The organism is Gemmatimonadaceae bacterium (assembly GCA_035606695.1).
In the GTDB taxonomy this organism is placed as follows: Bacteria; Gemmatimonadota; Gemmatimonadetes; order Gemmatimonadales; family Gemmatimonadaceae; genus JAQBQB01.
Genome location: DATNEW010000012.1, coordinates 38345 through 62160, shown reverse-complemented (window position 1 = coordinate 62160; position 23816 = coordinate 38345). Strand labels below are relative to the sequence as shown.

Genomic DNA, 23816 nt, shown 5'->3' with positions numbered 1-23816 from the left:
CGGTCCGCGATGAATCGTTCAGCCTGGGGCTGCGCGCGAGTAAACCCTTTCCGAACGTTCGGGGACTAATCAGACGCATGGATCACGAACCGCTCCTCATCCGCCGAGCGATCGATGGCGATGAGAGCGCGCTCCGGGCCCTCTGGACCCGGCACGCGCCTCACATCGACATGGTCGTACGTCGCCTGGTGGGCGGAGATGCGGACCTGGCGGCGGACATCGCGCAGGAAGTCTGGATTCAGATCTTCCGCGCGTTGCCGAGTTACCGCGGCGACTCGCAGTTCAGCACCTGGGCGCACCGGATTGCCGTCAACCGGACGCTCAACGCGCTGCGGAAGACGCGGCGCCTGGCGAGCATCGAAACCGAGGTGGACGAATCGTCGGCCTCGATCGAGCCGGATACCGAGCGCTCGTTCGTTGCCCAATCGATCGAAGAAGCCGCCGCCCAACTGTCACCGGGTGCGCGCACAGTGTTCATGATGCACGACGTCGAAGGCTACACCCACGAGGAGATCGCCGAGCAGCTCGGCATCACGCCCGGCGGGTCGAAATCACAACTGTTCAAGGCGCGCGGCAAGTTGAGACGGCTGCTCGCGCACCTCATCGATGTCAAAGAATCCTCAGATGTCCGATTACCAAGCAAAGGATCCGAGCATGTCGCACCTGCCTACTGAACGCCTGGCGGCATTGGTCGACGAAGCGCCCACGGCGGCCGAGCTCGCGCACTTGTCCGCGTGTGCGGCGTGCGCGCGCGAGCGTGTCGCATATTCGAGCGTCGCCGATCTGGCCGGCGCGGAAACGGCGCGCCTGGGAACGCCAATCACGAGTTGGGAATCGCTGCGGCCGGCGCTCGTCGCCGACGGTATCATCGACTCAGGCCGCGGGCTGCAATTTCGTGCGCGGCAGGTGCGCCGTCCGTGGCTCCAGGCCGCGGCAGCGGTGCTGTTGGTCGCGGGCGGCGTGATGGGCGGCCGCTATTCCGCCGGTGCATCACCGCTCGCCAACTCCGCGGTCGACTCGCCGGTCGCGTCGGCGCCGGTGTCTTCGCATTCGGCGGACTCCGCGCAGACGTTCAAATCGGTGGAAGATGCAGTCGCCGCGCAGACGCGCGCGCAGCTGCTCTATCAGAACGCGGTGGCGTTCATCGCGCAGCACGATACGGCGAACGACGCGCCCGCGTCGCCCGCGGCCATCCGCACGCGCCTCGCCGCGCTCGACGAAACCGGCCGCGTCCTCAGCCAGGCGCGGCAGAAGTCGCCGTACGATCCGGTCATCAACGGCTACTACCTCACGACGATGGGCCAGCGTGAGGCGACCTTGCGGCAGCTCAACACGGTGCTGCCGGCCAGCATGCAGATTATGAGTTACTAATGAGAAGTTTGATACATCGATTCGTTCATCCGCGCATGGCCGTCGTCGCCTTCGCCACGTTCGCGTCGGCCGTCGGCGCGGAGCGCGTCCAGGCGCAGTCGGCCGGCGCCGTCCGCCGGGATACCATCGCCGTGCGCAAGCTGACGGCGTCGCGCGTGACGATGGACTCGCTCATGACGATCATTCGCTCGCTCGATCAGACCGAATTCGGGTCGGATCAGTGGCTGGTGCTGTCCAAGCATCTGGAAACGCTCATGGGTGCGCCCACGGTGGGAAAGGTCACGTTTCGGATCAATGGCGGCTCTGAGCTCGCCATGCCTAAAGGGTGGATCGGGCTCAACCCGAGTGGACCAAGTGAGACCTACGCCGACTCGAACGGTCAGCGGGTGACGTATCTGGCATACCCGCTGATCGTTTCCGTCGAGCCGGACTCGCCGGCCGGCCACGCGGGGATCGCACCGGGTGATGTCCTGCTCGCCTACAACGGCGTCGACGTTATCGGCCACGAGCTCAACATGACGCGCTTGCTCATTCCCGATCACAAGCTCGACGTCACCGTGCGCCACGACGGTGAACCGAAGGATTACTCGCTCGTCATCGCGAAAGCGCCGTCACGATTGATGTACCGGCGTCTCGATCTGGGCGCGGCACCGAACTTCCCGAACGAGTTCTACGAGAAGCGGGCGGTCGCCGCCGCTCGTGCCAGTGTGGCGGGTGGTGGTGTTCTCGAGGCTGTCCCGAGGGCAACCATGATCCGCGGCCCCATGCTGCCCGGCGGCATGTTCATCATCTCTCGCGACGGCGTGCTTGGCGCGAGCATGGTGGACGTCGGACCTGACCTCGCGAAGGTGCTCAAGATCAGCACCGGGATTCTCGTGAAGCAGGTGCCCGAGACTTCGCCCGCCTGGACTTCAGGCCTGCGCGTTGGCGACGTGATCGTGAACGCAGGCTCGCAGCCCGTCACGACGCTCGATGAGCTGCGCGCTGCCTTCTCCGCGCACATGCGCGCGCGCGAGCTGACGCTCAAGGTCGTGCGCGATCACAAGACGCACGACGTCACGTTGAGCTGGTAGCCCGCTCACGCGGCTCGAGCTTCCGCTCGGCCGGTACCAACGATTTGTGCATCGACAACGCGGCGGTCGCCCCTTCGGCGGCCGCCGTGATCGCCAATTGCGATCCCGGTGTGAGATCGCCCGCGGCGAACACGTTGAACACTGACGTGTGACAATGCGCATCCACCACGGCGTGGCCTTCTTCGTCGCGCTCGCAGCCTAGCTGCACGGCCAGATCGTCGGCCGGATATTGCGCGATCGAGAAAAACACCTTGTCCGTGTCGAGCTGCGCGCCGTTCTCCAGCTTCAGGCAGTGAATCCGCCGATCCACGCAACAGACTTGGGTGATGCGGTCGGTGAGCACCGGGATGTTCAGCGCATCGAGCTTGCCGCAGTATTCCGGCTCGTCCATCTCCGGCGGGCGGCCGTTCGTGCAGATGATGATGTCGTGCGTCCACGTCGTGAGATTGAGCGCCATGCCGACCGCGCGGCGCCCGTTGCCGATCACGACGACCTTCTTGCCGCGCGCGTCGTAGCCGTCGCAATCCGGACACACGTGCGCGTTCGCACCGTACGCGTGATCGAGTCCGGGAATGTCGGGCCACACGTCGCGAATGCCGATCGCCAGCAAAAGCCGGCGGCACACGAGGCGACTTCCGCCTTCCAGCGACAGCACGAGCTCTTCGTCTCGCGGCTGCTCGGCATGCAGCACGATACCATCGACAAGCTCCACCCCAAGTTGGCGGCAGGTGTCACGACCGCGCGCGCGCAATTCGGGCGGACAAATGCCCTCGAGGCCGAGGAAACCGTTGATGCCGCGCGTTTGCCAGTTGCGCGGGTCGCCGCTGTCGACGAGCACGACCGAATGCAGATATCGCGCGGACCAAATGGCCGCCGAAAGTCCCGCGGGCCCGCCGCCCACGATGCCGATGTCGTACACGCGTTCGCGCTTCATGCGCTTACGGCGAGGCAAGAAGGGTGCTTACCGCACTTCCTTACCGCACCGGGCCCGGAGGCAGCGTGTACAACAACGCCAGCGTCGCGCGGTCCGCCGGCTGGATGTCGGTCGTCGTTTCGACGGGATACATCTTCGTTTTGGGATCGCTCGAATGTCCGAGCCCGATCGCATGTCCCGATTCGTGCCGGACGATGCCGGCGAGCGCGCTTCCGGGAATGACGACGCCCAAGCTGTCGTGAAGCGTGATCGTGATCGTGGCGCCGGCAATCCATCCGAATTGATCGTAGGTCAGCGCTGTCGTGCCGACGCGAAGTCCCAGCGACGCCGGAAACTGATCGGCCCACTCCAAACGAATCTCGGCCCCTACGGAGTCGAGAACGAACTTGAAGCGCAACGGCACTTGGGCCTCTTGCCAATCGCCGATTGCATCGCGCGCCATCTGCACGTAGGTGTCATTCCAGTCGCGCAGCGTCGATGCACTCTGGACCCACACGCGCAACGGCTGGCGATCGCTGTCGGGCCAGCGCACGAGTTGATTGCCCTGCTCGCCGAGAATTTCGCCGAGATACGTGCCGGGGACTTCGGCGATCTTCGCGCGGACGTCGACGGTGCGTGACGGCGCAGGCGCGTCGGTGTTGCGAACGATCTTTCGCGCCGCGATGTCCCGCACGATCGGATTGTCGCTCGCGGCGGCTGACGAGAGTCGTGGCGCGTGCGCGATCGAGACGCCGACGAATGCCGCCAGCGCCACGACGAGAAGCATCAACCAGTTTTCGATGCGGCGCACGACGGAAGTCTAGTGCGGCAGACCAGGCAGCGGACCGGTAGGCAACGCATAGAGCAGGCGCGCCGTTGCGCGATCCGCCGACGAGAGTTGCCGCACGCGAACCTTTGGCGCCATGATGCTCAGCGAGTCCGTCGTGTGATCGAGGCCGAGCAGATGTCCGATCTCGTGCATCGCCATGGCGCGCATGGAGTCGTCATCGAGCAGATCGCCCTGGTTGTGATGCAACGCCAGAATGATGTTCGCGTCGGTGATCACCCAGTCGTCGTCGCGCGCCCAGCGCGTGCGTCCGCTGATTGGCTCGTCGAAGTGATCGATCCAATTCACGTGCACTTCGGCCTGCGCCGAATCACGCACGAAGGCGAATTGCACGGGGAGGTCGACGTCGTTCCACGCCTCGAACGCTTCGCGCACCCGATTCACATAACTGTTGGAGAAGTCGTCGAGCGGTGACTGCGGTTGAATCCACACGCTGAGCGGCGAGTCCTCGCGTCCGGACCAGCGCGCGAGCGATGAGTCGCGTTCGCGAAGAATGTCGCCGATGTAGGTGCCGGATTCTTCATCGCGCAATCGCTGCATCACGCTCGATCGGTCGGCGCCGCGCGACGGCAGCGCGGCGACTTCACGGAGGACGCGAGCGATGGCGCCCGACGAAATGGTATGGCGCACGGGCTTCGGTTCAGCGACCGGCGCGTGAATGGCGCCGAGGACGGAAAGTCCCAGCGCAAGCGAGAGCAGGGGGAGGACGGCTCGCTTCATACCGATCGTTGACCGCCCCGGGACCGGCAGCGGCCCGGAGTTCAGGGGGAGGGAACTACGTGTTACTGCGGAGGAGTATCGGCGGGAACTACGAGAGAAATGATTCGACCAGCGAGAAAAAGCGGGAAGGGGATTCCCAGAAAGGCATGTGCCCGGAGGTAGGAACGAGCTCGTGGCGGGCGTTCTCGATGATATACGAATTGGCCCGCGAAACCGCTAGAGGCAGTGCGTCGTCGTCGCCGTGAAGGATCAGGGTCGGCGTTGTGATCCCACGAATTATCGGACGCCAATCGTATCCGTCGCGCCGCAAACGGGCAAGAACCGCGGCGCCGGTTTCGCTCGTCGCGGACGGAGGCGCGAATCGGCTGGCCATCTCGGCGTCGGCGAACCAGGCGGGATACACGGCGCGCGCGTATGTGCTGTGCAACTCGGGATCGGGGTCGCCAAGCGCAGCTTCGGGGATGGCGGCGACCGCATCGCGCTGCGGCCCTTCGAGCCGGCGCAAAACGTTTTCGCGCAACGGGATCATCCACTCGCTCGTCGGCCCGACGGCGTCGACCAGCACGAGCTTGCGCACGCCCGCGAGATCGCCCGCGGTGGCGAGCATCGCGATGCCTCCTCCCCACGAATGGCCAAGCACGTCCCACGAACGAATGCCCAGCGCGCGGCGCAACGCACCCACATCCGCCGCATCGTCCTCGATCGTCGACTCGGCAGGATTGGCCGGGGCGGACGATGCGCCCCGGCCGCGGAGATCGTAAAGAACGAGTTGTCGGCCTGCGGCGAGCGGCGACAGCGCGGGCCACAGCATCGAGTGGTCGTACACCATGCCGCCGTTGATGCAGACGAGCGGTCGCGCGCCGTCGACATGCGGGCTGGTGAACACGGCGAACGAGATGCCTCGCGCGCGCACGGTCTGTCGCTCGAGCCGCGGCGTACGAGGGAGGGATTTTCTGAAGGCGACGAAATCGGAGTACGACATTCAGAGAAATATGCTCAAAAAAACTGGACCACGGAAAACTGCCGGACGAATACTGACAGGCACGGAGACGGCGTTTAAACCGTTTGAATCGCGTTTCAAGGGAATGCTTCTTAGAACATCCCCGGGATGCTTCGATTCGCGAGGCGTCCCGAGGGTGTTCCAAAAAGAAGTCGCTGGACGGCAGTAGACTGCAGTTCACGCCGTCTCCGTGCCGTTCCGTGTTCGTCCGCCGTTGTCCGTGGTATACTGAGCGTGACCCCAACAATTGCTCATGCGCCGACTCATTCCCGCACTGCTCGCGATTCCCAGCCTTCTCGCTGCCCAGGAAAGCTTCGATCGCGCGATGATCGCCAGGATCCGTGACGAAGGGCTCAACCACTCGCACGCGTACGCGATGCTCGACACGATCGCGACGGTCATCGGGCCGCGGCTCACCGGTTCGCCCGCGTTCATGCGCGCCGCCGAGTACGCGAAGGGACGGCTCGAGAGTTTTGGATTGTCGGACGTCCACATGGAGAGCTGGCCGTTCGGCCGCGGGTGGCAACTCGACAAGTTCACGCTCGAGATGACGGCCCCGCGCTACACGCCGCTCATCGGCTACCCGGATGCGTGGTCGCCCTCCACGAACGGCGACGTCGTCGGCACGCCGCTGCTCATCGCCGGCATCTCGGCCGATTCGCTCGAGAAGATGCGCGGCCGCCTGAAGGGCGCGATCGTCCTCGCGCAGCCGCTGATGACGAACTTCATCCGCGAGGACCGCGTCAATCCCACGGCGCCGAACGCGCCGGCCGACGTGTACACCCCCGCCCCGCCGATCGGTGGCGGTCGCGGAGGGCGGGGCGGCGGGCGCGGTCCGACCGAAGCGCAACGCATCGCGGCCATCCTGCACGATGCGGGCGTCGGCGTGGTGCTCAAGCCGAGCCGCGGCATTCACGGCACGCTGTTCGTACAGACGCGCGACGCCGGCGCGAGCGGCGTGCCGACCGTCGTCGTCGCGGCGGAGCATTACAATAATATAATTAGATTATTGGCAAACCACGTCGCGCCCACGCTTCGCGTCAACGTTCACGGCCAGTACTTCACGCGGGACACGAGCGGCTATAACGTCATCGCCGAGCTGCCCGGGACCGATCCCCGCCTGAAAGACGAAGTCGTGATGATCGGCGGCCATCTCGATTCCTGGCACGCCGCCACGGGCGCCATGGACAACGCCGACGGCGCGGCTACCGTGATGGAAGCCATGCGCATTCTCACCGCGGTCGGCGCGCGCCCGCGCCGCACGATTCGCGTCGCCCTGTGGGGCGGAGAGGAGGAAGGCCTGTTCGGGTCGCGCGCGTGGGTCGAGCGACACCTCGCCGGCGACGCCAACGCGGGCGCGCGCGACAAGATGTCGGTCTACTTCAACATCGATCCCGGCTACGGTCTGGTCTACGGCTTCTACACCGAGGGCAACGCCGCCGCCAAACAGATCTTCGACGCGTGGCTCGAGCCCTTCAAGGACCTGGGCGCCCGCAAGAACGTCGTCGCCGGCATCGGCAACACCGACCACTTGAGCTTCATCGCTCAGGGCATCCCGGGCTTCAATCCCGTGCAGGAGTTCGCGGACTACGACGTGCGCATCCATCACACCGACATGGACACGATCGATCGCATGAAGCCGGACGACATCAAGGAAGCGGCGATCGTGTTCGCCGCCTTCGCGTACAACGCGGCGATGCGCGACGAGAAGATCCCGCGCGCCCCGCGCTGATCTCCGGCGATTCGAGGCGCCATGACGGTCGAGATCGTTCACAAGTTCGGCGGCACGAGCCTCGCCGATCCGGAACGCTTTCGCCAGGTCGCGGCAATCGTCGCGGCCCGGCCCGAGTCGCGGCGCGCCGTCGTCGTCTCGGCGATGAGCGGCGTGACGAACGCGCTGATCCGCGCCGTCGAGCTAGCCGGATTAAGAGATTCATCATACGCCACGATCGTCGATGACGTCGAGCAGAAACACGTCGAGACGATCGCCGCGTTGATCGCCGACGACGCTGCTCGAAGCCTGTTGGCCGGGCTCGAGCGCGATCTCGCCGACATTCGCGACGTGTTGCACGCGACGACGCTGCTGCGCCGTCATTCCCGAGAGACACTCGACCTCGTTGCCGGCTTCGGCGAGATCTGGTCGGCGCGGCTGCTTGCGGCGCAGATCAACGGAACCGGCGGACAGGCCGCCGCGCTCAACGCGCGCGAGGTGCTGGTGGCCGAGTGGCGAGATGACGTGCCGCAAATCGATTGGGCGGCATCACGCGAGCGACTCGCCGCATGGCTCGGGCAACGACGGGAAATTCCGCCGACGCTCGTCATCACCGGCTTCGTCGCATCGGCGCCGAGCGGCGTGGCCACGACGCTCGGGCGAAACGGCAGCGATTACAGCGCATCGATCTTTGGCGCGCTGCTCGACGCGCGCGAGATCCACATCTGGACCGACGTCGACGGCGTCATGAGCGCCGATCCGCGCCTCGTGCCCGAAGCCGTCACGCTCGACAACATGTCGTACGACGAAGCGATGGAGCTCGCATACTTCGGCGCGAAAGTCGTGCATCCGAGCACGATGGCGCCCGCCGTCGAGCGCGGGTTGCCCATCTACATCCGAAACACCTTCCGCCCCGAGCTGCCCGGCACCCGCATCCACGCGGGACCGTCGACCGGCTACGTCGTGAAGGGACTCACCGCGATCGAGTCCGTCGCGCTGCTCAACCTCGAGGGCACGGGAATGATCGGCGTGCCCGGGACCGCGCAGCGCTTGTTCGGCGCGTTGCGCGATGACGGCATCTCGGTGATCATGATCTCGCAGGGCAGCTCGGAGCACTCGATCTGTTTCGCGGTGCCGGCGGCCGTTGCCGATCGTGCGCGCGACGCTGTCGAACGCGCGTTCTTCGCCGAGCAGCATCATGGGCAGATTCAACGCGTCGAGATCGCGCGTGAGTGCAGCATCCTCGCCGTCGTCGGCGACGGCATGGCCGGCGTTCCCGGCGTCGCGGCGAAAGTCTTCAGCGCGCTCGGGAAAGCGCGCGTGAACATTCGCGCGATCGCTCAGGGCTCGTCCGAGCGCAACATCTCGGTGGTGGTGAACGCGCCGGATACCCAACGGGCGCTCCGTGCGGCGCACGCTGGGTTGTATCTCTCCGAGCAAACGATCTCAATCGGCCTGGTCGGCGCGGGAAACGTCGGATCCGAGTTGCTGCGCCAGCTCGCGCGCGAGTCGGCGCGCCTCGAGCGCACGTTCGGCGTCGATCTCCGCGTGCGCGCGATTTCGACGTCGCGGCACATGCTGCTCAGCGATCGCGCCATCGATCTCGAGCGCTGGCGCGAGCTGCTCGAGGCGCATGGCGAGCCGCTCGACCTCGACCGATTCGTGGTGCACGTCCACACGGATCACCTGCCGCACGCGGCGATCGTGGACTGCACGGCGAACGATCGCGTCGCCGCGCGGTACGAGGCGTGGCTCGCGAGCGGCATTCACGTGATCACGCCCAACAAGCGCGCGAACGCGTCGAGCATCGCGTACTATCGACGGCTGCGCGCCGCGAACCGCGCCGTCGGCGCGCATTATCTCTACGAAACGACCGTCGGCGCCGCGCTGCCGATCATTCAAACGCTGCGCGATCTCGTGCAAACCGGCGACGAGATCATCGAGATCGAAGGCATTCTTTCCGGCACGCTGTCGTATCTCTTCAACGCGTTCGACGGATCACAGCCGTTTTCCTCGCTCGTCGCCCGCGCGCGCGAGCTCGGATACACCGAGCCCGATCCGCGCGACGATCTGTCGGGCACCGACGTCGCGCGCAAGGTCGTGATTCTCGCGCGCGAGATGGACGGCGACCTCGAGCTCGCCGACGTCAGCGTTCAAAGTCTCGTGCCTGAGGCGCTGCAATCGGGCACGCCCGAAGAATTCCTTGCCGCGCTGGCCGCGCACGATGACGAGATCGAGATGCGCCGCCGCCGCGCCCACGAAGCGGGCAAGGTGCTTCGCTTCGTCGGCCGCGTCGCCCGCGACGGCTCGGCGAGTGTCGGTTTGCGTGAATACGGCACGACGCATCCATTCGCGCGCCTGCAGCTGACCGACAACATCGTGTTGTTCAGAACGCGCCGCTACAGCGAGAATCCGCTCGTCGTTCAAGGCCCGGGCGCCGGCCGCGAAGTGACCGCGGCCGGCGTGTTCGCCGACGTGTTGCGATTGGCCGGCTACCTCGGCGCGACCATTTGAGCGAGCGAAGATACCGCCAGGCTACCGCCGCCGGCCCATCGTAAAGCGGAATTCCTGCACGACGAGTTGCGGTACCACCTGTCCACCGAACGTCGCCGGGAAATATCGCGAGGCGCGAAGCGCGCGCCGCACGGCGTCCGCGAACAGCCGATGCATCGACGACGGAAACTCGATCTTGTCGGCGACGACGGCGCCCGTCGTATCCACCACGAACTTCACGACGAAGTCGCCTTCGATCCCCATGTCCTGCAGCATCGACGGATACCGCGGCGTCGGATTTCCGCGCAGCGGTTTCACGCCCCGCTCGACCATGTCTTCCGTATAGATGCCGTTCTCCGGCGGATGCACCACCGCCGACGCGAGCAGCTTCGACGCAATGTCGCTGCCCAGCGTGCTGAGTGAGTCCGCCGCTCCGATCCACGCATCCGTGACAGAAGTCAAATCGGGCGCGGCCGCCTCGGGAACGCGAACGCTCGATAGCGCGAGCTCGACCGACGCGTTCGTCGCCCACAAGTCCGGCTGTGCGGGCTTGGCCGGTTTCGCACGCGCGGCTGTCGCGGCCCGCGTCGCCGGCGGCGGTGTCATGAAACGCGTCGGGTCGACATACGTGATGTGCTCGACCGGCGCGTACGCACGCCGTTCCTGAACGGACGTGCCGTTGTGCGTGGTGCTGACCACCGCCAGTGCGATGAGCGCACCATGTGTGACGGTGCTCACCGCTGTACCACCGAACCAGCCCTCGTGAACGGGCTGTGATCCAATGAGAGTTCTCAACATGTTCCCCGCCCCTTCCCCTCACCCTTTCCGCACCGAACCCAGTCTGCCGCTTGCCGAATAGGCATCTGTCGCGCCACCGCGTATGCCGGGCACGTAGCTTTTGGCTATGCACATTGGCGTATACAGCTTTGCCGACACGACGCCCGACGTCGGCCCGGAGCGGCGGTTGCGCGATCTCATCGAAGAGATCCAACTCGCGGACGAAGTAGGCCTGGATGTATTCGGCGTGGGCGAACATCATCGCCCCGACTATGCCGTGTCGTCCCCTGCCGTCGTGCTCGGCGCCGCCGCCGTGCGCACCAAACGAATTCGGCTGACGAGCGCCGTTACGGTCCTCAGCTCGGACGACCCCGTTCGCGTCTTTCAGGACTTCGCGACCGTGGATCTGCTCTCCGGCGGCCGCGCGGAGATCATGGCGGGGCGCGGTTCCTTCATCGAGTCGTTTCCGTTGTTTGGCTACGATCTCCACGATTACGACGCGCTGTTCAGCGCGAAGCTCGATCTCTTGCTCGAGCTTCGTAACAACGAGAGGGTCTCCTGGTCGGGCAAACATCGGACTCCGCTCGACGAGCTCGGTGTGTATCCCCGGCCGGTGCAGCGGCCTCTGCCCGTGTGGATTGCCGTCGGCGGAACGCCGCAATCCGTAATCCGCGCGGCGACGCTCGGACTTCCACTCGCGATCGCGATCATCGGCGGATCGCCCGAACACTTCGTCCCGATGGTCGAGCTCTACCGCGACACGGCGGCTCGCGCGGGTCACGACCCCGCAGCCCTGGCCGTGGGCATCAACTCACATGCGTTCGTCGGCGAAGATTCGCAGGCGGCCGCGGACGCGTTTTTTCCGTCGTACGCCGCGGCGATGACGCGCATCGGGCGCGAACGCGGCTGGCCGCCGACCACGCGCCGGCAGTTCGACACATCGCGATCGCCCGCCGGCGCGCTGCTCGTCGGCAGCGTGCAGGAAGTCATCGACAAGATTCTGCACGAGCACCAGCTCTTTCATCATCAGCGCTTTCTCGCGCAGATGGACGTGGGGTGCGTACCGCACGCGTCACTGATGAAGTCGATCGAGCTGCTCGGCACCAGAGTGGCGCCCGTCGTTCGTCGAGAGATCGACGGCTGATGATCGCGCGGCAATCACACTAGCGAGCGCGCTAACGATCGCGCTAACGCTAGCGATCGCGATAGCGGTGCGGACACGCGGGATTTGCATCGAGCGCCGCGCAGATCGGCGGCGGCTCGAAGCGAATGACGTCGATCACGCGTTGCGATACACGGCGTCCCGCGCGCGTCGCCGGCTGATAGCGAGAGGCGGCGAGGCTCGCGCGAACCGCCGCGGCAAGCCGGCGATCCGTCGACGCCAGCACGACCACCGTGCGCGGGTCCGCAACGCCAATGCTGTCCACGAGGAATGACGCGAGCACGTCCGCGCGCGCGTTGCGCGAACGCATGAAGTCCGGATACACGCCAACCGGCGGCCGCCACACGCCGTTCATGTTGTTCGGGCTATTCACCGGATTCAGACCACCGACGGGCACCGCAACCCACGGCAGCGAGGCGGGGCAGGCGACGTCGGCTCCGGTGTAATTCCCGCGACCAGGATCAGCCGGCGGGGATCTATCCGCACGCGCCTCGCGCGCGGCATTGCGAAAGATCGGCGTGGCCTGGGCCTTCCCACTGCTCTCGGGATGCGGGTCGCCGCACCACGCCAGCGACGACACCTCGAATGTTCGCTTTTCCTGGCGCAGATACCCCGCACTCAGGCGCACGCCGCTGTTCCAGCCGAGCGACGTCATTCTGGTCTGGCGATAGCTCGAGTCCGGCGATATCGCGGCCGCCTCGAGGTTCAACGCGTCGAGCCGCTGCGCGTAGGCGTCAATTGAATCCGGGTGAAACCAATCCTGCACGTCACCGCGCCGCGGTCCGCCAATGCTGTGGTAGTACACCCAACCGTCGTGCGTGGCGTGGATGTCGAGACGCCCCTGGCCGAACGGCAACGTTCTGCGCGGCCACGCGATAAGAGATCGCTCAACAACCTGACGGACCGGCGTGCCGTCGATTTCCGCCGCATGAAAATGCCAGCTTTGCATGGCCGACCGGGCGGCCCGAACGACCGACGTATCGGCACCAGGCAGAAACTCGATCGAGCCGCGTTCGATATTTCCGGCCGTGTCGACGACGAAGGCCGTGCCGATCTCGACCGGACCGGTGAAGCGCGCGGAGTCGATCTCGACGCGCGCGTTCGTCGTGTCGGGCCGGGCCGGGCAACTCACATCTTCACTGAAGTACGGACGCGCCAGCGTCGGTGCACGACCATCCCGGCCACCCGCGACTCGCGCCGCGCTGTCGAGCAGGTCGAGGAAATCGAGCGCCGCCTTTTTTGTCACGACGGCCGAACCGTAGCCCGGTTGGCAATGCCGCCAGTACAGGTTGACGGAACCGCGCGTCGGCCCGGACGGCCGCGCCTCGACTTGAAACCCTCCGTGTCCGAGCACCACATGCAGCGGGAAATCGCCGCCGAGAGTGTCGACGGCCTGAACGATGGGACGCGTGCGCGCGATCCACGCCTCGAGATCGCGCGCTCCGGTCAGCATGCGGATCGGCGCCGGGTCGCGGCCGACGACGCCTTGCTGTGAGAGAAACGTGATCGTGACCCACCCGGTCTTGTCGGCTTCGACGGTCACCGGCGGCATGGATTCGCCGAGCCGTGCGCCGACGGCAACGCGTTCGGGCCACACGGCGTTCCACGCGGCGCTCGACGCGGCGGGCGACTGCGCCGAGGCCGTGGCGGCGATCGTTGCCGCCGCGACAAGGGGAGCGGCGACCGGAGCGATCGCCGCCAGAATGTGCGCTCTCATCCGTAATTGACGATCAAGCGGGCTCGGTGTCGCACCGCCCCGCACGTCATCCAAGATATCTTGATATCAAGATACTTGACGTTAAGTTACTTGCCATGACGCGCACCCCGACCGGCATTCACACCTGGCTCGTTCTCTGGAAAGCTGCCCGCGCCGTCGAGACTCGTGCCCACGAGTCCATCGGCCACACGGGACTCGGCGCTACCGATTTCGCCGTGCTCGAGGCACTGCTGCACAAAGGGCCGCTGCCGGTGAACACGCTCGGACGAAAGCTGCTGCTGACCAGCGGGTCGATCACCACCGCGGTCGATCGCCTCGAGGACAAGGGCCTCGTCTCGCGCGCCGACGATCCAAACGATCGCCGAGTGCGGGTGGTCGAGCTCACGCGCGAGGGGCGAAAGCTGATCGTCCCGGCGTTCGCGCGGCACGAGAAGGATCTCGAACAGGCCGTGTCGGCACTGACGCCGCGCGAACGCACTACACTCGTCAATCTGCTCCGCAAGCTCGGCAAGGGCGCGGAACTTCAGAAATAAAAAGAGGGAATCATGGAACTCCTCGGCATTCATCATCTCACCGCCGTGTCGGCGAAGATTCGCGACAATCACCAGTTCTACACGAAGACGCTTGGGATGCGGCTCGTGAAGCGCTCGGTGAATCAGGACGACGTCAGCGCATATCATCTCTTCTACGCCGACGCGAAAGGTTCGCCCGGCAGCGATCTCACGTTCTTCGACTGGCCCGTGCAACCCGAGCGCCGCGGCACGCGTTCGATCATTCGGACGAGCTTGCGCGTGAACGGCCTGGGCGCGCTCGAGTGGTGGGCGGCGCATCTGCGCGGGCAGAAGTTGCGTTCCGGCGAGGTAATCGAGCGCGACGGACGCCTCACGCTCGACTTCGAGGATCCGGAAGGCCAGCGCCTGTCGCTGGTCGACGACGGCGGAGCGGGCAATGGCAATCCGTGGGACAGGAGTCCGGTTGCGCCGGAGCATCAGGTGCGCGGGCTTGGCCCGATCGTGCTCAGCGTGCCGCGGCTCGAGCCAACGGACGTCATTCTTCAGAAGGTTCTCAACATGCGACCGGTGCGCACGTACGCGCATCCGGAGAACGCCGCGCACACGGTTCACGTGTACGAGATGGGCAGCGGTGGGCCCGCCGCGGAGCTGCACATCGCCGTGCAGCCGGACTTGCCGCCGACCCATCCGGGCGCGGGCGGCGTACACCACGTTGCGTTTCGCACACCCGACGCGGATTACGACGCGTGGGCCGATCGACTCGTGAGCATGCGTGTGCCGAACAGCGGAAAGGTCGATCGCTTCTGGTTTCGCAGTCTCTACTTCCGCGAACCGAACGGCATTCTGTTCGAGATCGCGTCCGACGGACCGGGCTTCGCCGTCGACGAAGATCCCAACACGCTCGGTGAAAAAGTCGTTCTGCCGCCATTTCTCGAGGCGCATCGCGACGAGATCGTCGCGAACCTCAAACCGATCGACTGACGATGGCCATCCTCAGCCTCACCCATCAATACGTGCGTCCGGTCGACCCGTCGTCGCACACGACGCTGCTGCTTCTGCACGGCACCGGCGGCGATGAACACGATCTGTTGCCGCTCGGGCGTGCGCTGCTTCCCGGCGCCGGCATGTTGAGCCCGCGCGGCAAGGTGCTCGAGAACGGAATGCCGCGCTTTTTTCGGCGGCTCGCGGAAGGCGTGTTCGATCAGGAAGACCTCGCGGTGCGCACGGACGAGCTGGCGGAGTTCGTCGATCAGGCTGCGGACGCGTACGCCTTCGATCGCGCGCGCGTCATCGCGGCTGGATTCTCGAACGGTGCGAACATCGCCGCGAGCATGCTGCTTCGCAAAGGCGCGGTGTTGCGAGGCGCCGCGCTGTTCAGTCCCATGGTTCCGTTCGAGCCGACGGCACCCGTTTCACTTGCGAGCACGCGCGTGTTCATCGGCGCGGGACGGCGCGATCCAATCGTTCCGTTGCCGCAAGTCGAACGGCTGCGCGAATTGCTGGTGCAGTCGGGCGCCGATGTCACGCTTCATTGGCAGGACGGCGGCCACACGATCACCAACGACGAGCTCGCGGCGGCGCAGCAATGGATCTCGCCGTGATGCTGCCGCCATTTCTCGAGCCGCGTCGAACGGAGATCGAGGTGAAGCGCGGCCGATCGCTCAGCGCGCGAGGAACTGCGCGACGCGTCCTTGCAGCATGACGACCTGCGGAGACGACTGTAGCGCGCGCGCATAGTTGCGCTGGAATTCGTCACCAAGGTCACTCGGCGCGATCGCGGTGCGCACTTCGTCGCGGATCTGCTTCACCTCGGCGAGGGTGAGCGGCTCCTTCGCGTCGAGGCGTTCGTCGATCTGAACGATGAGCGCGGACAACACGCGAAGCCACGCGAACGAGGGATCCGATACGAGGAGCTGCAGCAACTTGCCGCCACTCTCCAGACGTCCGTGCTCCCGCTCGTAGCGCAACTGTTCGTCGTCGAGCAAGGCTTTGTGAAGCGCGAGCAATGCGTGACGCAACTCACGCAGCTTCGCGATGTCCGCGTCGGGAGCGGACGATTTATTCGAGTCGGCGGCCATGCTTGAAAATAACGGTGGTGTGAAGTCGGCCGCACCGATTCGCGGCGTTCTTCCCACTCTCCGGAGCCCATCGTGTTCGCTCGTGTCTCGAGCGCCGCCGGGCTGTTGGTCGTCGCCGGCATTCTCGCCGCGTGCAGCGATGCACCGTCGTCTCTCATCGCCAACTCGAAACAACCGCTTCGCATTTCCGCCGCGCGAGCCGCTGATTCGGCGACCGACGTGAATACCGATCCCGTATGCGCGGTCAACATGCCACACTTCGTGGCGGCCAAGAACACGGCGCCGAATGGAGTCCTGATCTGGCAGGTGAACTCGACGCTCGTGAATTGTCAGGGAACGATGCACACGTTCAATCTGACGCTGATCGATCCGAGAACCGGACAGGTGCTCGCCACGGCGCAACAAAGCGTGTTCATGTAACAGGCAGAACGACGTCATGAAAAAAAGCGCGGCGGCCAGAAGTGGCCGCCGCGCTTTTCTTGCTCCCCTGGGAGCTACTGCTGCACTACTTCGCGCTACTTCTGCTTGTCGAGCAGATTCTGCGCGGCATCCTCGTGCGCCTTGAACGCGGGCGCGACCTTCGTCACGAGGTCCTTCACTTCCTGGTTCTGCAGCGCCGGCATCAGCGTCGTGTTGATCGCGTCGATGACTGCCTTGTGATACGCGACTTCATGCTCGAGGAACGCCTTGTCGAATTCCTTGCCCTTGAGGCTCTCGAGCTTCTTCATCGCGGCTTCGTGATCCTTGACCATCGCAAAATCCTTCGGCGGCGTCGGCGTGACGCCGAGCTTCTTCGCGAGATCGCGACCCTGCTGGCGAACGGCGCGGTGGTCGCGCGCGATCATGTGGCCGAAGTCACGCACTTCCTTGGAGCTCGCCTTTTTCTCGGCCAGCGTGCCGGTCTCGACGTCCCAGGTGTTCGCGGCGTCGAAGATCGCGACGATGGTCGGATCGTCGAGCTTCGCGGCGGCATTGCCCTGCTGCTTCTGGGCCGAGGCGAGCGACGGAAGGACGAGCAGCGCTGAGGCCGCAAAGGCGGTGATGGACGCGCGATGCATAAACTTGTTCATGGTGCAATTTCTCCTGAGTGGGGATGGGACAGAGCTGCTGCTGAAAGGCCGTTCGCTTCGCGCACGCTGAGGGATCAGGTAGGGATCAGGTGCGGTACGCGAGCCGGAGAAACTCGTCGCGGGTGCGCGCATCGTCGCGGAAACTTCCGCGCAGCGCGCTGGTCAGCGTCTTCGAGTTCTGCTTTTCGACGCCGCGCATCATCATGCAGAGATGCACGGCTTCGATGACGACACCGACGCCGGCTGGCTTGAGCACGTCGTCGATTGCTTGGGCGATCTCCTCCGTGAGACGTTCCTGCACCTGCAGCCGGCGCGCGAACACTTCGACGATGCGCGGCAGCTTGGAGAGGCCCACGATCTTGCCGTTCGGGATGTACGCGATGTGACACTTGCCGAAGAACGGCAGCATGTGGTGCTCGCACATGCTGTACATCTCGATGTCGCGCACGAGCACCATGCTCTGATGCGACTCCTCGAACAGCGCGTCGCCGACGACGTCGGCTGGCGACATCCGATAGCCCGAGGTCAACCAGCTCATCGCCGTGGCGACGCGCTCGGGCGTTTTCATCAAGCCTTCGCGGTCGGGATCCTCTCCGAGCAGCGCGAGCTGTCGAGCGACCAGTTCAGCGTATTCGTCGTTCGTGGACTGAATTTGGGGCGCGGAGCGCCAGGGTAGCGTCGTCGTCATGGGTCGAGAATACAGAGGGGACCGATAATTTGTCAAGTAAATGCTTGACTAATTGCACAATCCTGCGTCGTGCTGTATGGTTCCACAGACTCCTTGGAGGCGAAGATGCCGATCCTGAACCCCCGATTCGCCGATTCGACGCGAGGCCGCATCGTCGATTTGCTGCGGCGGCGCAACCGTACGGTGGACGAGCTTGCCGCGGAGCTCGGCGTCACCGATAACGCGGTGCGGCTGCAGCTGCAGCTGCTCGAGCGCGACGGCATGGTGCGGTCGAGCGGCGTGCGCCGTGACGGCGGGGTGGGAAAGCCCGCGACCTTCTATGAGATCGTACCGTCAGCCGAGGCGTCGCTGTCGAACGCGTATTTGCCGTTTCTCTCGACGCTGCTGCGCGCGCTTGGCGAGCGGCTGACGCCACAGGCCTTTCGCGCGTTGATGCGGGACGTCGGCCACCGCCTCGCCGGCGATTCGCCGAGCACGGAGCGTGACATCGAAGCGCGCGTCGAGGTGGCGTCGCGGATCCTGAACGATCTTGGCGGGCTCACCACGATCGAGCGCTCTCCGGATGGGCGGACGATCATGATCCGAGGCTGCGGTTGTCCGTTATCGGTCGCGGTCGCGGAGCGGAAGGAAGTCTGCGGCGCCGTTCAGGTGATGCTGAGCGATGTGATCGGGAGTGAAGTCCGAGAGCACTGTAGCCGAGGAGATAGACCGCAGTGCTGTTTCGAGATCGCTCGATAGACGACAGCATACCACGGACGAACGTCGGACAACCGCGGACAGGCACGGAGACGGCGTGAACCGCGGTCAACTGGTGTTGAATGATTCTTTTTAGAACACCCTCGGGACGCTTCGGCGATCGAAGCGTCCCGAGGGTGTCTTAAGAGGCATTCAACGTCAAACGCAGTCACAACGCCGTTCAGACGCGGTCTCCGTGCCGATCCGTGGCCGTCCGACGTCCGTCCGTGGTACGGTTTGTTCGTCTTATTTGCTCGCCAAATCACGAATCGATTTGGCCAGGAGCCTGACCTTCGCCGCGTCAGACGCCGACTTCGCGTCCGCATCCACCGACGCGCCGAGCTTGCGTAGCACCGCGCTCCTTGCTCCACCCTTGAGCTGTTCCGCCGCATCCAGATCACGGCCGATCGCGGTCGTCCGATCCGCCGAGATTCCGTGGTCGCGGACGAGCTGATCGAGGTACGCTCTCGAGAGCGAGAACGACGCCGGCCACACGATCCGCTGCTGGTTCTGCGGATTGTCGACGTCCACGTGCACGGACTTCGCCGCGTCGATCTCGTTCTGCGTGAGAAACTCGCTCGGCGTGAGGTCGAGCACGTCCAGACCCCGCGCGATCTCCGAGCCGTAGATGTGGCCGTTGTACCAGTAAGCCGACCACTGTCCGCCGAGGATCAGCTTCGTGGAATCGAGCGGGCCGCGATCGAAGAACGCGATCTCCTTCGGCTTGTTCACATCAGAGAAGTCGAACACCGAGACGCCGCCCTGATACCATGCCTGCACCATGATGTCGCGGCCCGGCACCGGAACGAGCGAGCCGTTGTGCGCGACACAGTTCTCATACGCGGTCTGCGGCGCGGGCAGCTTGTAGTAGCCGCCCGGCGTCAGGTGCACGCCGTGATCGCGCGAGATCGAGAACAGCGCGTCGGCGCCCCATGTCGGCTTGTCCGTCGAGCGGCAGCGCGGCGCGACACCGCCGCCCCACTCGTCGGTGAAGATCACCTTGCTGCCGTCGTTGTTGAACGTCGCCGAGTGCCAATAGGCGAAGTTCGGATCGGTCACCTCGGCGACACGCTTCGGTTTGGCGGGGTTCCGAATGTCGAGCAGAATTCCGTTACCCGAGCACGCGCCGGCCGCGAGACCGATTTGCGAGTAGACCGTGATGTCGTGGCACATGTTCGTTTCGGTCGTCGTCTGCGTACCTTCGCCATGCGCACCGCCGTTCCAGAGGCCGGCGATGTGGCCCGCGCTATCCGCGAAGATGCGCGGCGACGAAATCACGTGCGCCCGCTGCGGCGCGGCGAGCGGCACCTGAATGACGTCGATGCGAAAGAGCGACGTGTTCGGATCTTCTTCCGGGCGCTTGTTCGAGCAACCCGCAAGCTCGTTCGGCGAACGCGCCGGGCTCGTACCCGACACGTAGATGTAGACGTTCTTCGTGTCCTTGGGGTCGACGACGAGCGTATGCGTGTGCGAGCCGCGGCACGTTTGCACGTCGGCGATCTGCTTCGGATGATCGAGATCGCTGATGTCGAAGATGCGAACGCCGCGGAAGCGTTCCTTGCTCACCGTGTCCTTCACGCCTTGCGCGCCGCAGTCGAGACGGCCGAGGGTTTCCTCGACCGACATGAAGAGCAGGTTGTGATACACGGACAGGTCGCCTTGTCCGCCCGGGCAAACGTACGAGGTGCGCAGCCTCGGGTGTGCCGCGTTCGACACGTCCCAAACCTGGAAGCCGTGGAAGCTGCCCTGGAAAACCTCATTGCCACGAAACATCAGATCGGAATTGACGAATCCGAAATTTCCGATGTTGGTGGTATCGACGAAGTTCGCCGGCCGATTGACGTGCGCGACGAGCTTCATGTTGAACGCGGCCTCTCCGGCGTTTTCCCAGCCGGCGCGGAGACCTACGCGCGGATCGGTGCCCTGCGCCGCGAGCGACATATTGGAGATCGCTGCCGCGGCGGCTGCGAGCGTGAGAGAGCGAACCATCGACATAAAAGGCGTGGTGAGAGACGTGGAAGTTCAACGACGCCGGAAGCTATCTCACCGGCGCCGGTGCCGCGAGCGGCGCCCTATATATGGAAAGGGCGGTGTCGTCGATCGTGCGGCGCCACGCGGCCGGTGGCAACTCGTGCGCGCGGGCATGCTCGACGGCGAGCACCGGCGCGAATCGCGTGGCAACCCAGGTCTCGATCAACCGATCGAGCATGCGTGACTCGTACGGCGGATCGGCGAACGCGACATCGTAGCTGCCTTCACCGAGCTGCGCGGCGAACGGCAGTGCATCGCGCTTGAAGATGCGCGTGCGATCGCGCAGTCGTAACACGGCCACGTTCGCGCGCAGCGCATGCAGGCTCGACGGGCGAAACTCGACGAAGTCGGCCGAGCGAGCACCGCGGGAAATCGCTTCGAGACCGAGCGCGCCTGTGCCGGCAAAGAGATCGAGTACGCGCGCATCGCGGAGCTCGTCGGCGAGCGCGTCCAGCAAGGCGACGCGCACGTGTTCGGCCGTCGGCCGTACACGCGTGTCGTTTGGCGATGTCAGATCGCGGCCGGCGAATTTTCCCGCAACGATTCGCATGCCGTAACCTCGGCCGCGCTCACTCGGCACGCAACGCACCCGTAACCGAGGGTTCGAAAGAATTGGATATTGTATTGCCGCGTCGGCGCGCGCATTCGGGCATGGCGATAGGCGTGTACATGAAATAATACTTATACTCTCACTTCTGCCCTCGACTCCCATGGACCGCTATCATATCGCGCTCTTCATTCACCTCGTCACGCTCGTCGTGGCATCTGCCGCGACCGCGGTGACGAAGATCGCCGTCGGCCGCCGCGCGCGTGCGCGCACGATCGCCGACGTGATCGACTGGCATGACGTATTGATGTCGGCGTCGAAGCTCTTCCCGATCTGCCTCGCCCTGTTCGTCATCACCGGTTCGTACATGCTCAGTCTCACCGACTCGCATGCGTGGTCGAGCGGATTCATCGTCGCCGGACTCGTCGGCGCGACTCTGCTCCTTGCCAGCGGCGTCTTCCTCGGCATCAAGGGCCGCGCGCTCAAGCACGTGCTCGATGAGATGGCGAAGGGCGGCATGGACAAGCCGGCGCCGAAGCTCGTGCCGCCGCCGCTGATCGCCGCGTTGCCAGCGATCAACACCGGGATCGCGCTCGCCGTGGTCTTCGACATGGTGACGAAGCCGGCGAGCGTGCCCGTCGCGCTGGCCATCGTCGCGGTCGGTATCGCGCTCGGTGCGGCGAGCGGTATGCGCCGTCCAGCCGCCGCCGCCGAGCGCGCGACGGCAGCGTAAGGCTCGCACGCGACTACGCACCGCGCGGCGGCGCCACGAAGCGTCGCGACTGTCGTTCGTACGCGTGCGCGAATGACAACACACGCGCATCGCTGCCGGGTAATCCGACGATCGAGACGTTGAGCGCCGGCATTCCGTCGGTGCCGAGCCCCGCCGGCACCGACACTTCGGGCAGACCGAGCCAGTTGCCGTAGCCGAGTGCGGTGCGAACGTCCGGCCACGGGTCACTGGCGCGCGGCGCGTTGAACGGCATGGTCGGATAAACCATCGCGTCGATCTTCGCCGCGCGCATCGACTCGGTGAGCGCGGCGACGACGGTTGCACGCGAGCGAGCGAATGAGCGTCCGGCTGGATCGTCGGTCATCGGCCGCTCGAGGAGCGGCGCGCACTCGTCGAAGGTGGCCGGGAGCACGTTATAAAACTTCTGATATGCGCTGTAGCCGAGCCGAACGGCGCCGCGTGGATCGTTCGTTCGTCCCTGGAAGTAGCGATAGAGTGAGTTGGCAGTCGGTGCTGGTGAATCGGCGTCGACGGCAACGTCGCCGCGATCGTGTGCGGCCGCCGCGAACAGATCGCGATAGTTCACGCGCGTGACCTGCGCGGCGAAGGTGTCGACCATTGCGCCCGCCGCGCGCAGATCACCGACGGCGCGATCCCACACCGCGACGGCCTCAGAAGTCATTTGCGCGCGTGGGACGTGCACATCAATAATGCCAAGTCGGATGCCGGATAATGCGTCGTCGCGCAGCGCCATGAGTGGTGCGGCGTTCCACCCATCAGCGCGCGAGAGCGGATCGGAGCCGTCCGCGCCTGCGATCGCGGCGAGCAACAACGCCGCATCGGCGACGTGACGCGCGAGCGGGCCATGCGTGTCGAGATATGGCCACGTCGGAATCACTCCGGTGCGCGGCACGAGGCCGAACGTTGGCTTCATTCCGACCACACCGGTGAATTGCGCGGGAATGCGATTCGATCCACCGTCGTCGGTGCCGAGCGCGGCGAACGCCATTCCGTCCGAGACGGCGACGGCCGATCCGGCGCTGGAACCACCCGGCGTCTTCGTGCCGGTTGGATCGTGCGGATTCAGCACCTGTCCGGTATGACTGCTGGTTCCGTTGCCGTGATACGCAAAATCGTCAGCGGCCGTTTTGCCGAGAATGACGGCGCCGGCCGCACGAAGACGCGCGACTTCGATCGAGTCTCGTCGTACGACTTCTGGAAAGAGCCGTGCCCACTCGGCGTTCGACGCCGTTGTCGGCAATCCATTCACGTCGTAGATCGCCTTCGCGAACACGGGAACCCCGTCGAGCGGCCCGCGCGATTTTCCGCTGCGACGGCGCGCGTCGGCGGATCGCGCTTCGTCGAGTGCCGTAGCGGCGAGCGCATCGATCGCGCGCCAACGCGTGCCCTCGGCGCGGCAGCGCTCGAGCGCGCGAGCGGTGACGTCGGCCGACGTCCATTCGCCGCGCCGAAGCCCGGCCTGGAATTCGGCGATCGTGCCGTCGAGTGGATCGACGGCGGTGACGCTCCAGCGCGCGAACGGCAGCGTGGTGAGCGCGGCGAGTTGCACGAGCGCTTCGCGACGAGTGGGCGACATCGGTTGAATTGGCGCGCCTCGAGGTGCGCGGTCAATATCCG

General features: G+C 65.3%; 24 protein-coding genes. 12 read left to right on the top strand and 12 right to left on the bottom strand.

The window, feature by feature from the left end:
- Positions 1-77 precede the first annotated feature (77 nt).
- From VN706_03755 to VN706_03745, 3 genes are read left to right on the top strand one after another with little or no spacing between them, the layout of a single operon-like run.
- The gene (locus VN706_03755; GenBank protein HXT14716.1) at positions 78-674 is read left to right on the top strand and encodes a sigma-70 family RNA polymerase sigma factor; all 597 of its coding nucleotides are present in this window, start codon (positions 78-80) and stop codon (positions 672-674) included.
- Complete coding sequence (locus tag VN706_03750) at positions 655-1371, top strand: hypothetical protein (protein HXT14715.1); 717 nt, start codon at positions 655-657, stop codon at positions 1369-1371. Before VN706_03755 ends, VN706_03750 begins: the two co-directional genes overlap by 20 nt.
- Positions 1371-2444, top strand: coding sequence for a PDZ domain-containing protein (locus tag VN706_03745; protein HXT14714.1), 1074 nt, complete (start codon positions 1371-1373; stop codon positions 2442-2444). The genes VN706_03750 and VN706_03745 overlap by 1 nt, the downstream gene beginning before the upstream one ends.
- Here the strand turns inward: VN706_03745 and VN706_03740 are convergent.
- From VN706_03740 to VN706_03725, 4 genes are all read right to left on the bottom strand, one after another.
- Positions 2428-3378 carry an NAD(P)/FAD-dependent oxidoreductase gene (locus VN706_03740; protein ID HXT14713.1) on the bottom strand — a complete coding sequence of 317 codons (951 nt, stop codon included), beginning with the start codon at positions 3376-3378 and terminating at the stop codon, positions 2428-2430. The two genes, VN706_03745 and VN706_03740, sit on opposite strands and share 17 nt — an antisense overlap.
- A 40-nt stretch (positions 3379-3418) precedes the next feature.
- The gene (locus tag VN706_03735; protein ID HXT14712.1) at positions 3419-4168 is read right to left on the bottom strand and encodes a matrixin family metalloprotease; all 750 of its coding nucleotides are present in this window, start codon (positions 4166-4168) and stop codon (positions 3419-3421) included.
- A 9-nt stretch (positions 4169-4177) separates the two neighbouring features.
- Positions 4178-4924 (bottom strand): matrixin family metalloprotease, encoded by a 747-nt coding sequence (locus VN706_03730; protein HXT14711.1) that lies wholly within the window; start codon positions 4922-4924, stop codon positions 4178-4180.
- Positions 4925-5012: 88 nt separating this feature from the next.
- Positions 5013-5906: an alpha/beta hydrolase gene (locus tag VN706_03725; GenBank protein HXT14710.1), complete on the bottom strand. Its 894-nt coding sequence runs from the start codon at positions 5904-5906 to the stop codon at positions 5013-5015.
- 271 nt (positions 5907-6177) lie between these two features.
- On the opposite strand from VN706_03725, the gene VN706_03720 reads away from it, so the two are divergent.
- Together VN706_03720 and thrA are read left to right on the top strand one after the other, a co-directional pair.
- The gene (locus tag VN706_03720) at positions 6178-7656 is read left to right on the top strand and encodes a M20/M25/M40 family metallo-hydrolase (protein ID HXT14709.1); all 1479 of its coding nucleotides are present in this window, start codon (positions 6178-6180) and stop codon (positions 7654-7656) included.
- A 21-nt stretch (positions 7657-7677) separates the two neighbouring features.
- A complete protein-coding gene (gene thrA, locus VN706_03715) occupies positions 7678-10149 on the top strand; it encodes a bifunctional aspartate kinase/homoserine dehydrogenase I (GenBank protein HXT14708.1) in 2472 nt (823 codons plus the stop codon).
- A gap of 21 nt (positions 10150-10170) precedes the next feature.
- On the opposite strand, the gene VN706_03710 is transcribed toward thrA, so the two are convergent.
- Positions 10171-10866: an energy transducer TonB gene (locus VN706_03710; GenBank protein ID HXT14707.1), complete on the bottom strand. Its 696-nt coding sequence runs from the start codon at positions 10864-10866 to the stop codon at positions 10171-10173.
- A 166-nt stretch (positions 10867-11032) separates the two neighbouring features.
- Here VN706_03710 and VN706_03705 point away from each other — a divergent pair, with 166 nt between their 5' ends.
- Positions 11033-12049: an LLM class flavin-dependent oxidoreductase gene (locus tag VN706_03705; protein ID HXT14706.1), complete on the top strand. Its 1017-nt coding sequence runs from the start codon at positions 11033-11035 to the stop codon at positions 12047-12049.
- 49 nt (positions 12050-12098) lie between these two features.
- Here the strand turns inward: VN706_03705 and VN706_03700 are convergent, their stop codons facing one another.
- Positions 12099-13784 (bottom strand): hypothetical protein, encoded by a 1686-nt coding sequence (locus VN706_03700; GenBank protein HXT14705.1) that lies wholly within the window; start codon positions 13782-13784, stop codon positions 12099-12101.
- 95 nt (positions 13785-13879) lie between these two features.
- Here VN706_03700 and VN706_03695 point away from each other — a divergent pair, with 95 nt between their 5' ends.
- Genes VN706_03695 through VN706_03685 form a run of 3 tightly spaced genes read left to right on the top strand, consistent with a single transcriptional unit; the run spans position 13880 to position 15897 of the window.
- On the top strand, positions 13880-14317 hold the full coding sequence (locus VN706_03695) for a MarR family transcriptional regulator (protein ID HXT14704.1): 438 nt from the start codon (positions 13880-13882) through the stop codon (positions 14315-14317).
- Positions 14318-14329: 12 nt separating this feature from the next.
- Positions 14330-15277 (top strand): ring-cleaving dioxygenase, encoded by a 948-nt coding sequence (locus tag VN706_03690; protein HXT14703.1) that lies wholly within the window; start codon positions 14330-14332, stop codon positions 15275-15277.
- A 2-nt stretch (positions 15278-15279) separates the two neighbouring features.
- A complete protein-coding gene (locus VN706_03685) occupies positions 15280-15897 on the top strand; it encodes an alpha/beta hydrolase (protein ID HXT14702.1) in 618 nt (205 codons plus the stop codon).
- Positions 15898-15957: 60 nt separating this feature from the next.
- On the opposite strand, the gene VN706_03680 is transcribed toward VN706_03685, so the two are convergent.
- Positions 15958-16374, bottom strand: a complete 417-nt coding sequence (locus VN706_03680) for a hypothetical protein (protein ID HXT14701.1) — start codon at positions 16372-16374, stop codon at positions 15958-15960.
- A 72-nt stretch (positions 16375-16446) separates the two neighbouring features.
- On the opposite strand from VN706_03680, the gene VN706_03675 reads away from it, so the two are divergent.
- The gene (locus VN706_03675) at positions 16447-16794 is read left to right on the top strand and encodes a hypothetical protein (protein ID HXT14700.1); all 348 of its coding nucleotides are present in this window, start codon (positions 16447-16449) and stop codon (positions 16792-16794) included.
- A 95-nt stretch (positions 16795-16889) separates the two neighbouring features.
- On the opposite strand, the gene VN706_03670 is transcribed toward VN706_03675, so the two are convergent.
- Both VN706_03670 and folE read right to left on the bottom strand, forming a co-directional pair.
- Entirely contained in the window at positions 16890-17444 is a 555-nt protein-coding gene (locus VN706_03670; protein ID HXT14699.1) for a DUF4142 domain-containing protein, read from the bottom strand.
- 85 nt (positions 17445-17529) lie between these two features.
- Entirely contained in the window at positions 17530-18132 is a 603-nt protein-coding gene (folE, locus tag VN706_03665) for a GTP cyclohydrolase I FolE (protein HXT14698.1), read from the bottom strand.
- Positions 18133-18237: 105 nt separating this feature from the next.
- Between folE and VN706_03660 the strand changes: the two genes are divergently transcribed.
- On the top strand, positions 18238-18870 hold the full coding sequence (locus tag VN706_03660; protein HXT14697.1) for a helix-turn-helix domain-containing protein: 633 nt from the start codon (positions 18238-18240) through the stop codon (positions 18868-18870).
- A 243-nt stretch (positions 18871-19113) separates the two neighbouring features.
- Here the strand turns inward: VN706_03660 and VN706_03655 are convergent, their stop codons facing one another.
- Positions 19114-20856, bottom strand: a complete 1743-nt coding sequence (locus VN706_03655; protein HXT14696.1) for a hypothetical protein — start codon at positions 20854-20856, stop codon at positions 19114-19116.
- A 49-nt stretch (positions 20857-20905) separates the two neighbouring features.
- Positions 20906-21448 carry an RsmD family RNA methyltransferase gene (locus tag VN706_03650; GenBank protein ID HXT14695.1) on the bottom strand — a complete coding sequence of 181 codons (543 nt, stop codon included), beginning with the start codon at positions 21446-21448 and terminating at the stop codon, positions 20906-20908.
- A 160-nt stretch (positions 21449-21608) separates the two neighbouring features.
- Here VN706_03650 and VN706_03645 point away from each other — a divergent pair, with 160 nt between their 5' ends.
- Complete coding sequence (locus VN706_03645) at positions 21609-22178, top strand: hypothetical protein (protein HXT14694.1); 570 nt, start codon at positions 21609-21611, stop codon at positions 22176-22178.
- Between the two features lie 13 nt (positions 22179-22191).
- On the opposite strand, the gene VN706_03640 is transcribed toward VN706_03645, so the two are convergent.
- A complete protein-coding gene (locus VN706_03640) occupies positions 22192-23775 on the bottom strand; it encodes an amidase (GenBank protein ID HXT14693.1) in 1584 nt (527 codons plus the stop codon).
- Positions 23776-23816 lie beyond the last annotated feature (41 nt).

What these genes read in the sequence shown, in the direction of transcription:
- VN706_03755 (HXT14716.1), top strand. Translation starts at nt 78, where the DNA reads ATGGATCACGAACCGCTCCTCATCCGCCGAGCGATCGATGGCGATGAG.
- VN706_03750 (HXT14715.1), top strand. Translation starts at nt 655, where the DNA reads ATGTCGCACCTGCCTACTGAACGCCTGGCGGCATTGGTCGACGAAGCG.
- VN706_03745 (HXT14714.1), top strand. Translation starts at nt 1,371, where the DNA reads ATGAGAAGTTTGATACATCGATTCGTTCATCCGCGCATGGCCGTCGTC.
- VN706_03740 (HXT14713.1), bottom strand. Translation starts at nt 3,378, where the DNA reads ATGAAGCGCGAACGCGTGTACGACATCGGCATCGTGGGCGGCGGGCCC.
- VN706_03730 (HXT14711.1), bottom strand. Translation starts at nt 4,924, where the DNA reads ATGAAGCGAGCCGTCCTCCCCCTGCTCTCGCTTGCGCTGGGACTTTCC.
- VN706_03725 (HXT14710.1), bottom strand. Translation starts at nt 5,906, where the DNA reads ATGTCGTACTCCGATTTCGTCGCCTTCAGAAAATCCCTCCCTCGTACG.
- VN706_03720 (HXT14709.1), top strand. Translation starts at nt 6,178, where the DNA reads ATGCGCCGACTCATTCCCGCACTGCTCGCGATTCCCAGCCTTCTCGCT.
- thrA (HXT14708.1), top strand. Translation starts at nt 7,678, where the DNA reads ATGACGGTCGAGATCGTTCACAAGTTCGGCGGCACGAGCCTCGCCGAT.
- VN706_03705 (HXT14706.1), top strand. Translation starts at nt 11,033, where the DNA reads ATGCACATTGGCGTATACAGCTTTGCCGACACGACGCCCGACGTCGGC.
- VN706_03700 (HXT14705.1), bottom strand. Translation starts at nt 13,784, where the DNA reads ATGAGAGCGCACATTCTGGCGGCGATCGCTCCGGTCGCCGCTCCCCTT.
- VN706_03695 (HXT14704.1), top strand. Translation starts at nt 13,880, where the DNA reads ATGACGCGCACCCCGACCGGCATTCACACCTGGCTCGTTCTCTGGAAA.
- VN706_03690 (HXT14703.1), top strand. Translation starts at nt 14,330, where the DNA reads ATGGAACTCCTCGGCATTCATCATCTCACCGCCGTGTCGGCGAAGATT.
- VN706_03685 (HXT14702.1), top strand. Translation starts at nt 15,280, where the DNA reads ATGGCCATCCTCAGCCTCACCCATCAATACGTGCGTCCGGTCGACCCG.
- VN706_03680 (HXT14701.1), bottom strand. Translation starts at nt 16,374, where the DNA reads ATGGCCGCCGACTCGAATAAATCGTCCGCTCCCGACGCGGACATCGCG.
- VN706_03670 (HXT14699.1), bottom strand. Translation starts at nt 17,444, where the DNA reads ATGAACAAGTTTATGCATCGCGCGTCCATCACCGCCTTTGCGGCCTCA.
- folE (HXT14698.1), bottom strand. Translation starts at nt 18,132, where the DNA reads ATGACGACGACGCTACCCTGGCGCTCCGCGCCCCAAATTCAGTCCACG.
- VN706_03660 (HXT14697.1), top strand. Translation starts at nt 18,238, where the DNA reads ATGCCGATCCTGAACCCCCGATTCGCCGATTCGACGCGAGGCCGCATC.
- VN706_03655 (HXT14696.1), bottom strand. Translation starts at nt 20,856, where the DNA reads ATGGTTCGCTCTCTCACGCTCGCAGCCGCCGCGGCAGCGATCTCCAAT.
- VN706_03650 (HXT14695.1), bottom strand. Translation starts at nt 21,448, where the DNA reads ATGCGAATCGTTGCGGGAAAATTCGCCGGCCGCGATCTGACATCGCCA.
- VN706_03645 (HXT14694.1), top strand. Translation starts at nt 21,609, where the DNA reads ATGGACCGCTATCATATCGCGCTCTTCATTCACCTCGTCACGCTCGTC.
- VN706_03640 (HXT14693.1), bottom strand. Translation starts at nt 23,775, where the DNA reads ATGTCGCCCACTCGTCGCGAAGCGCTCGTGCAACTCGCCGCGCTCACC.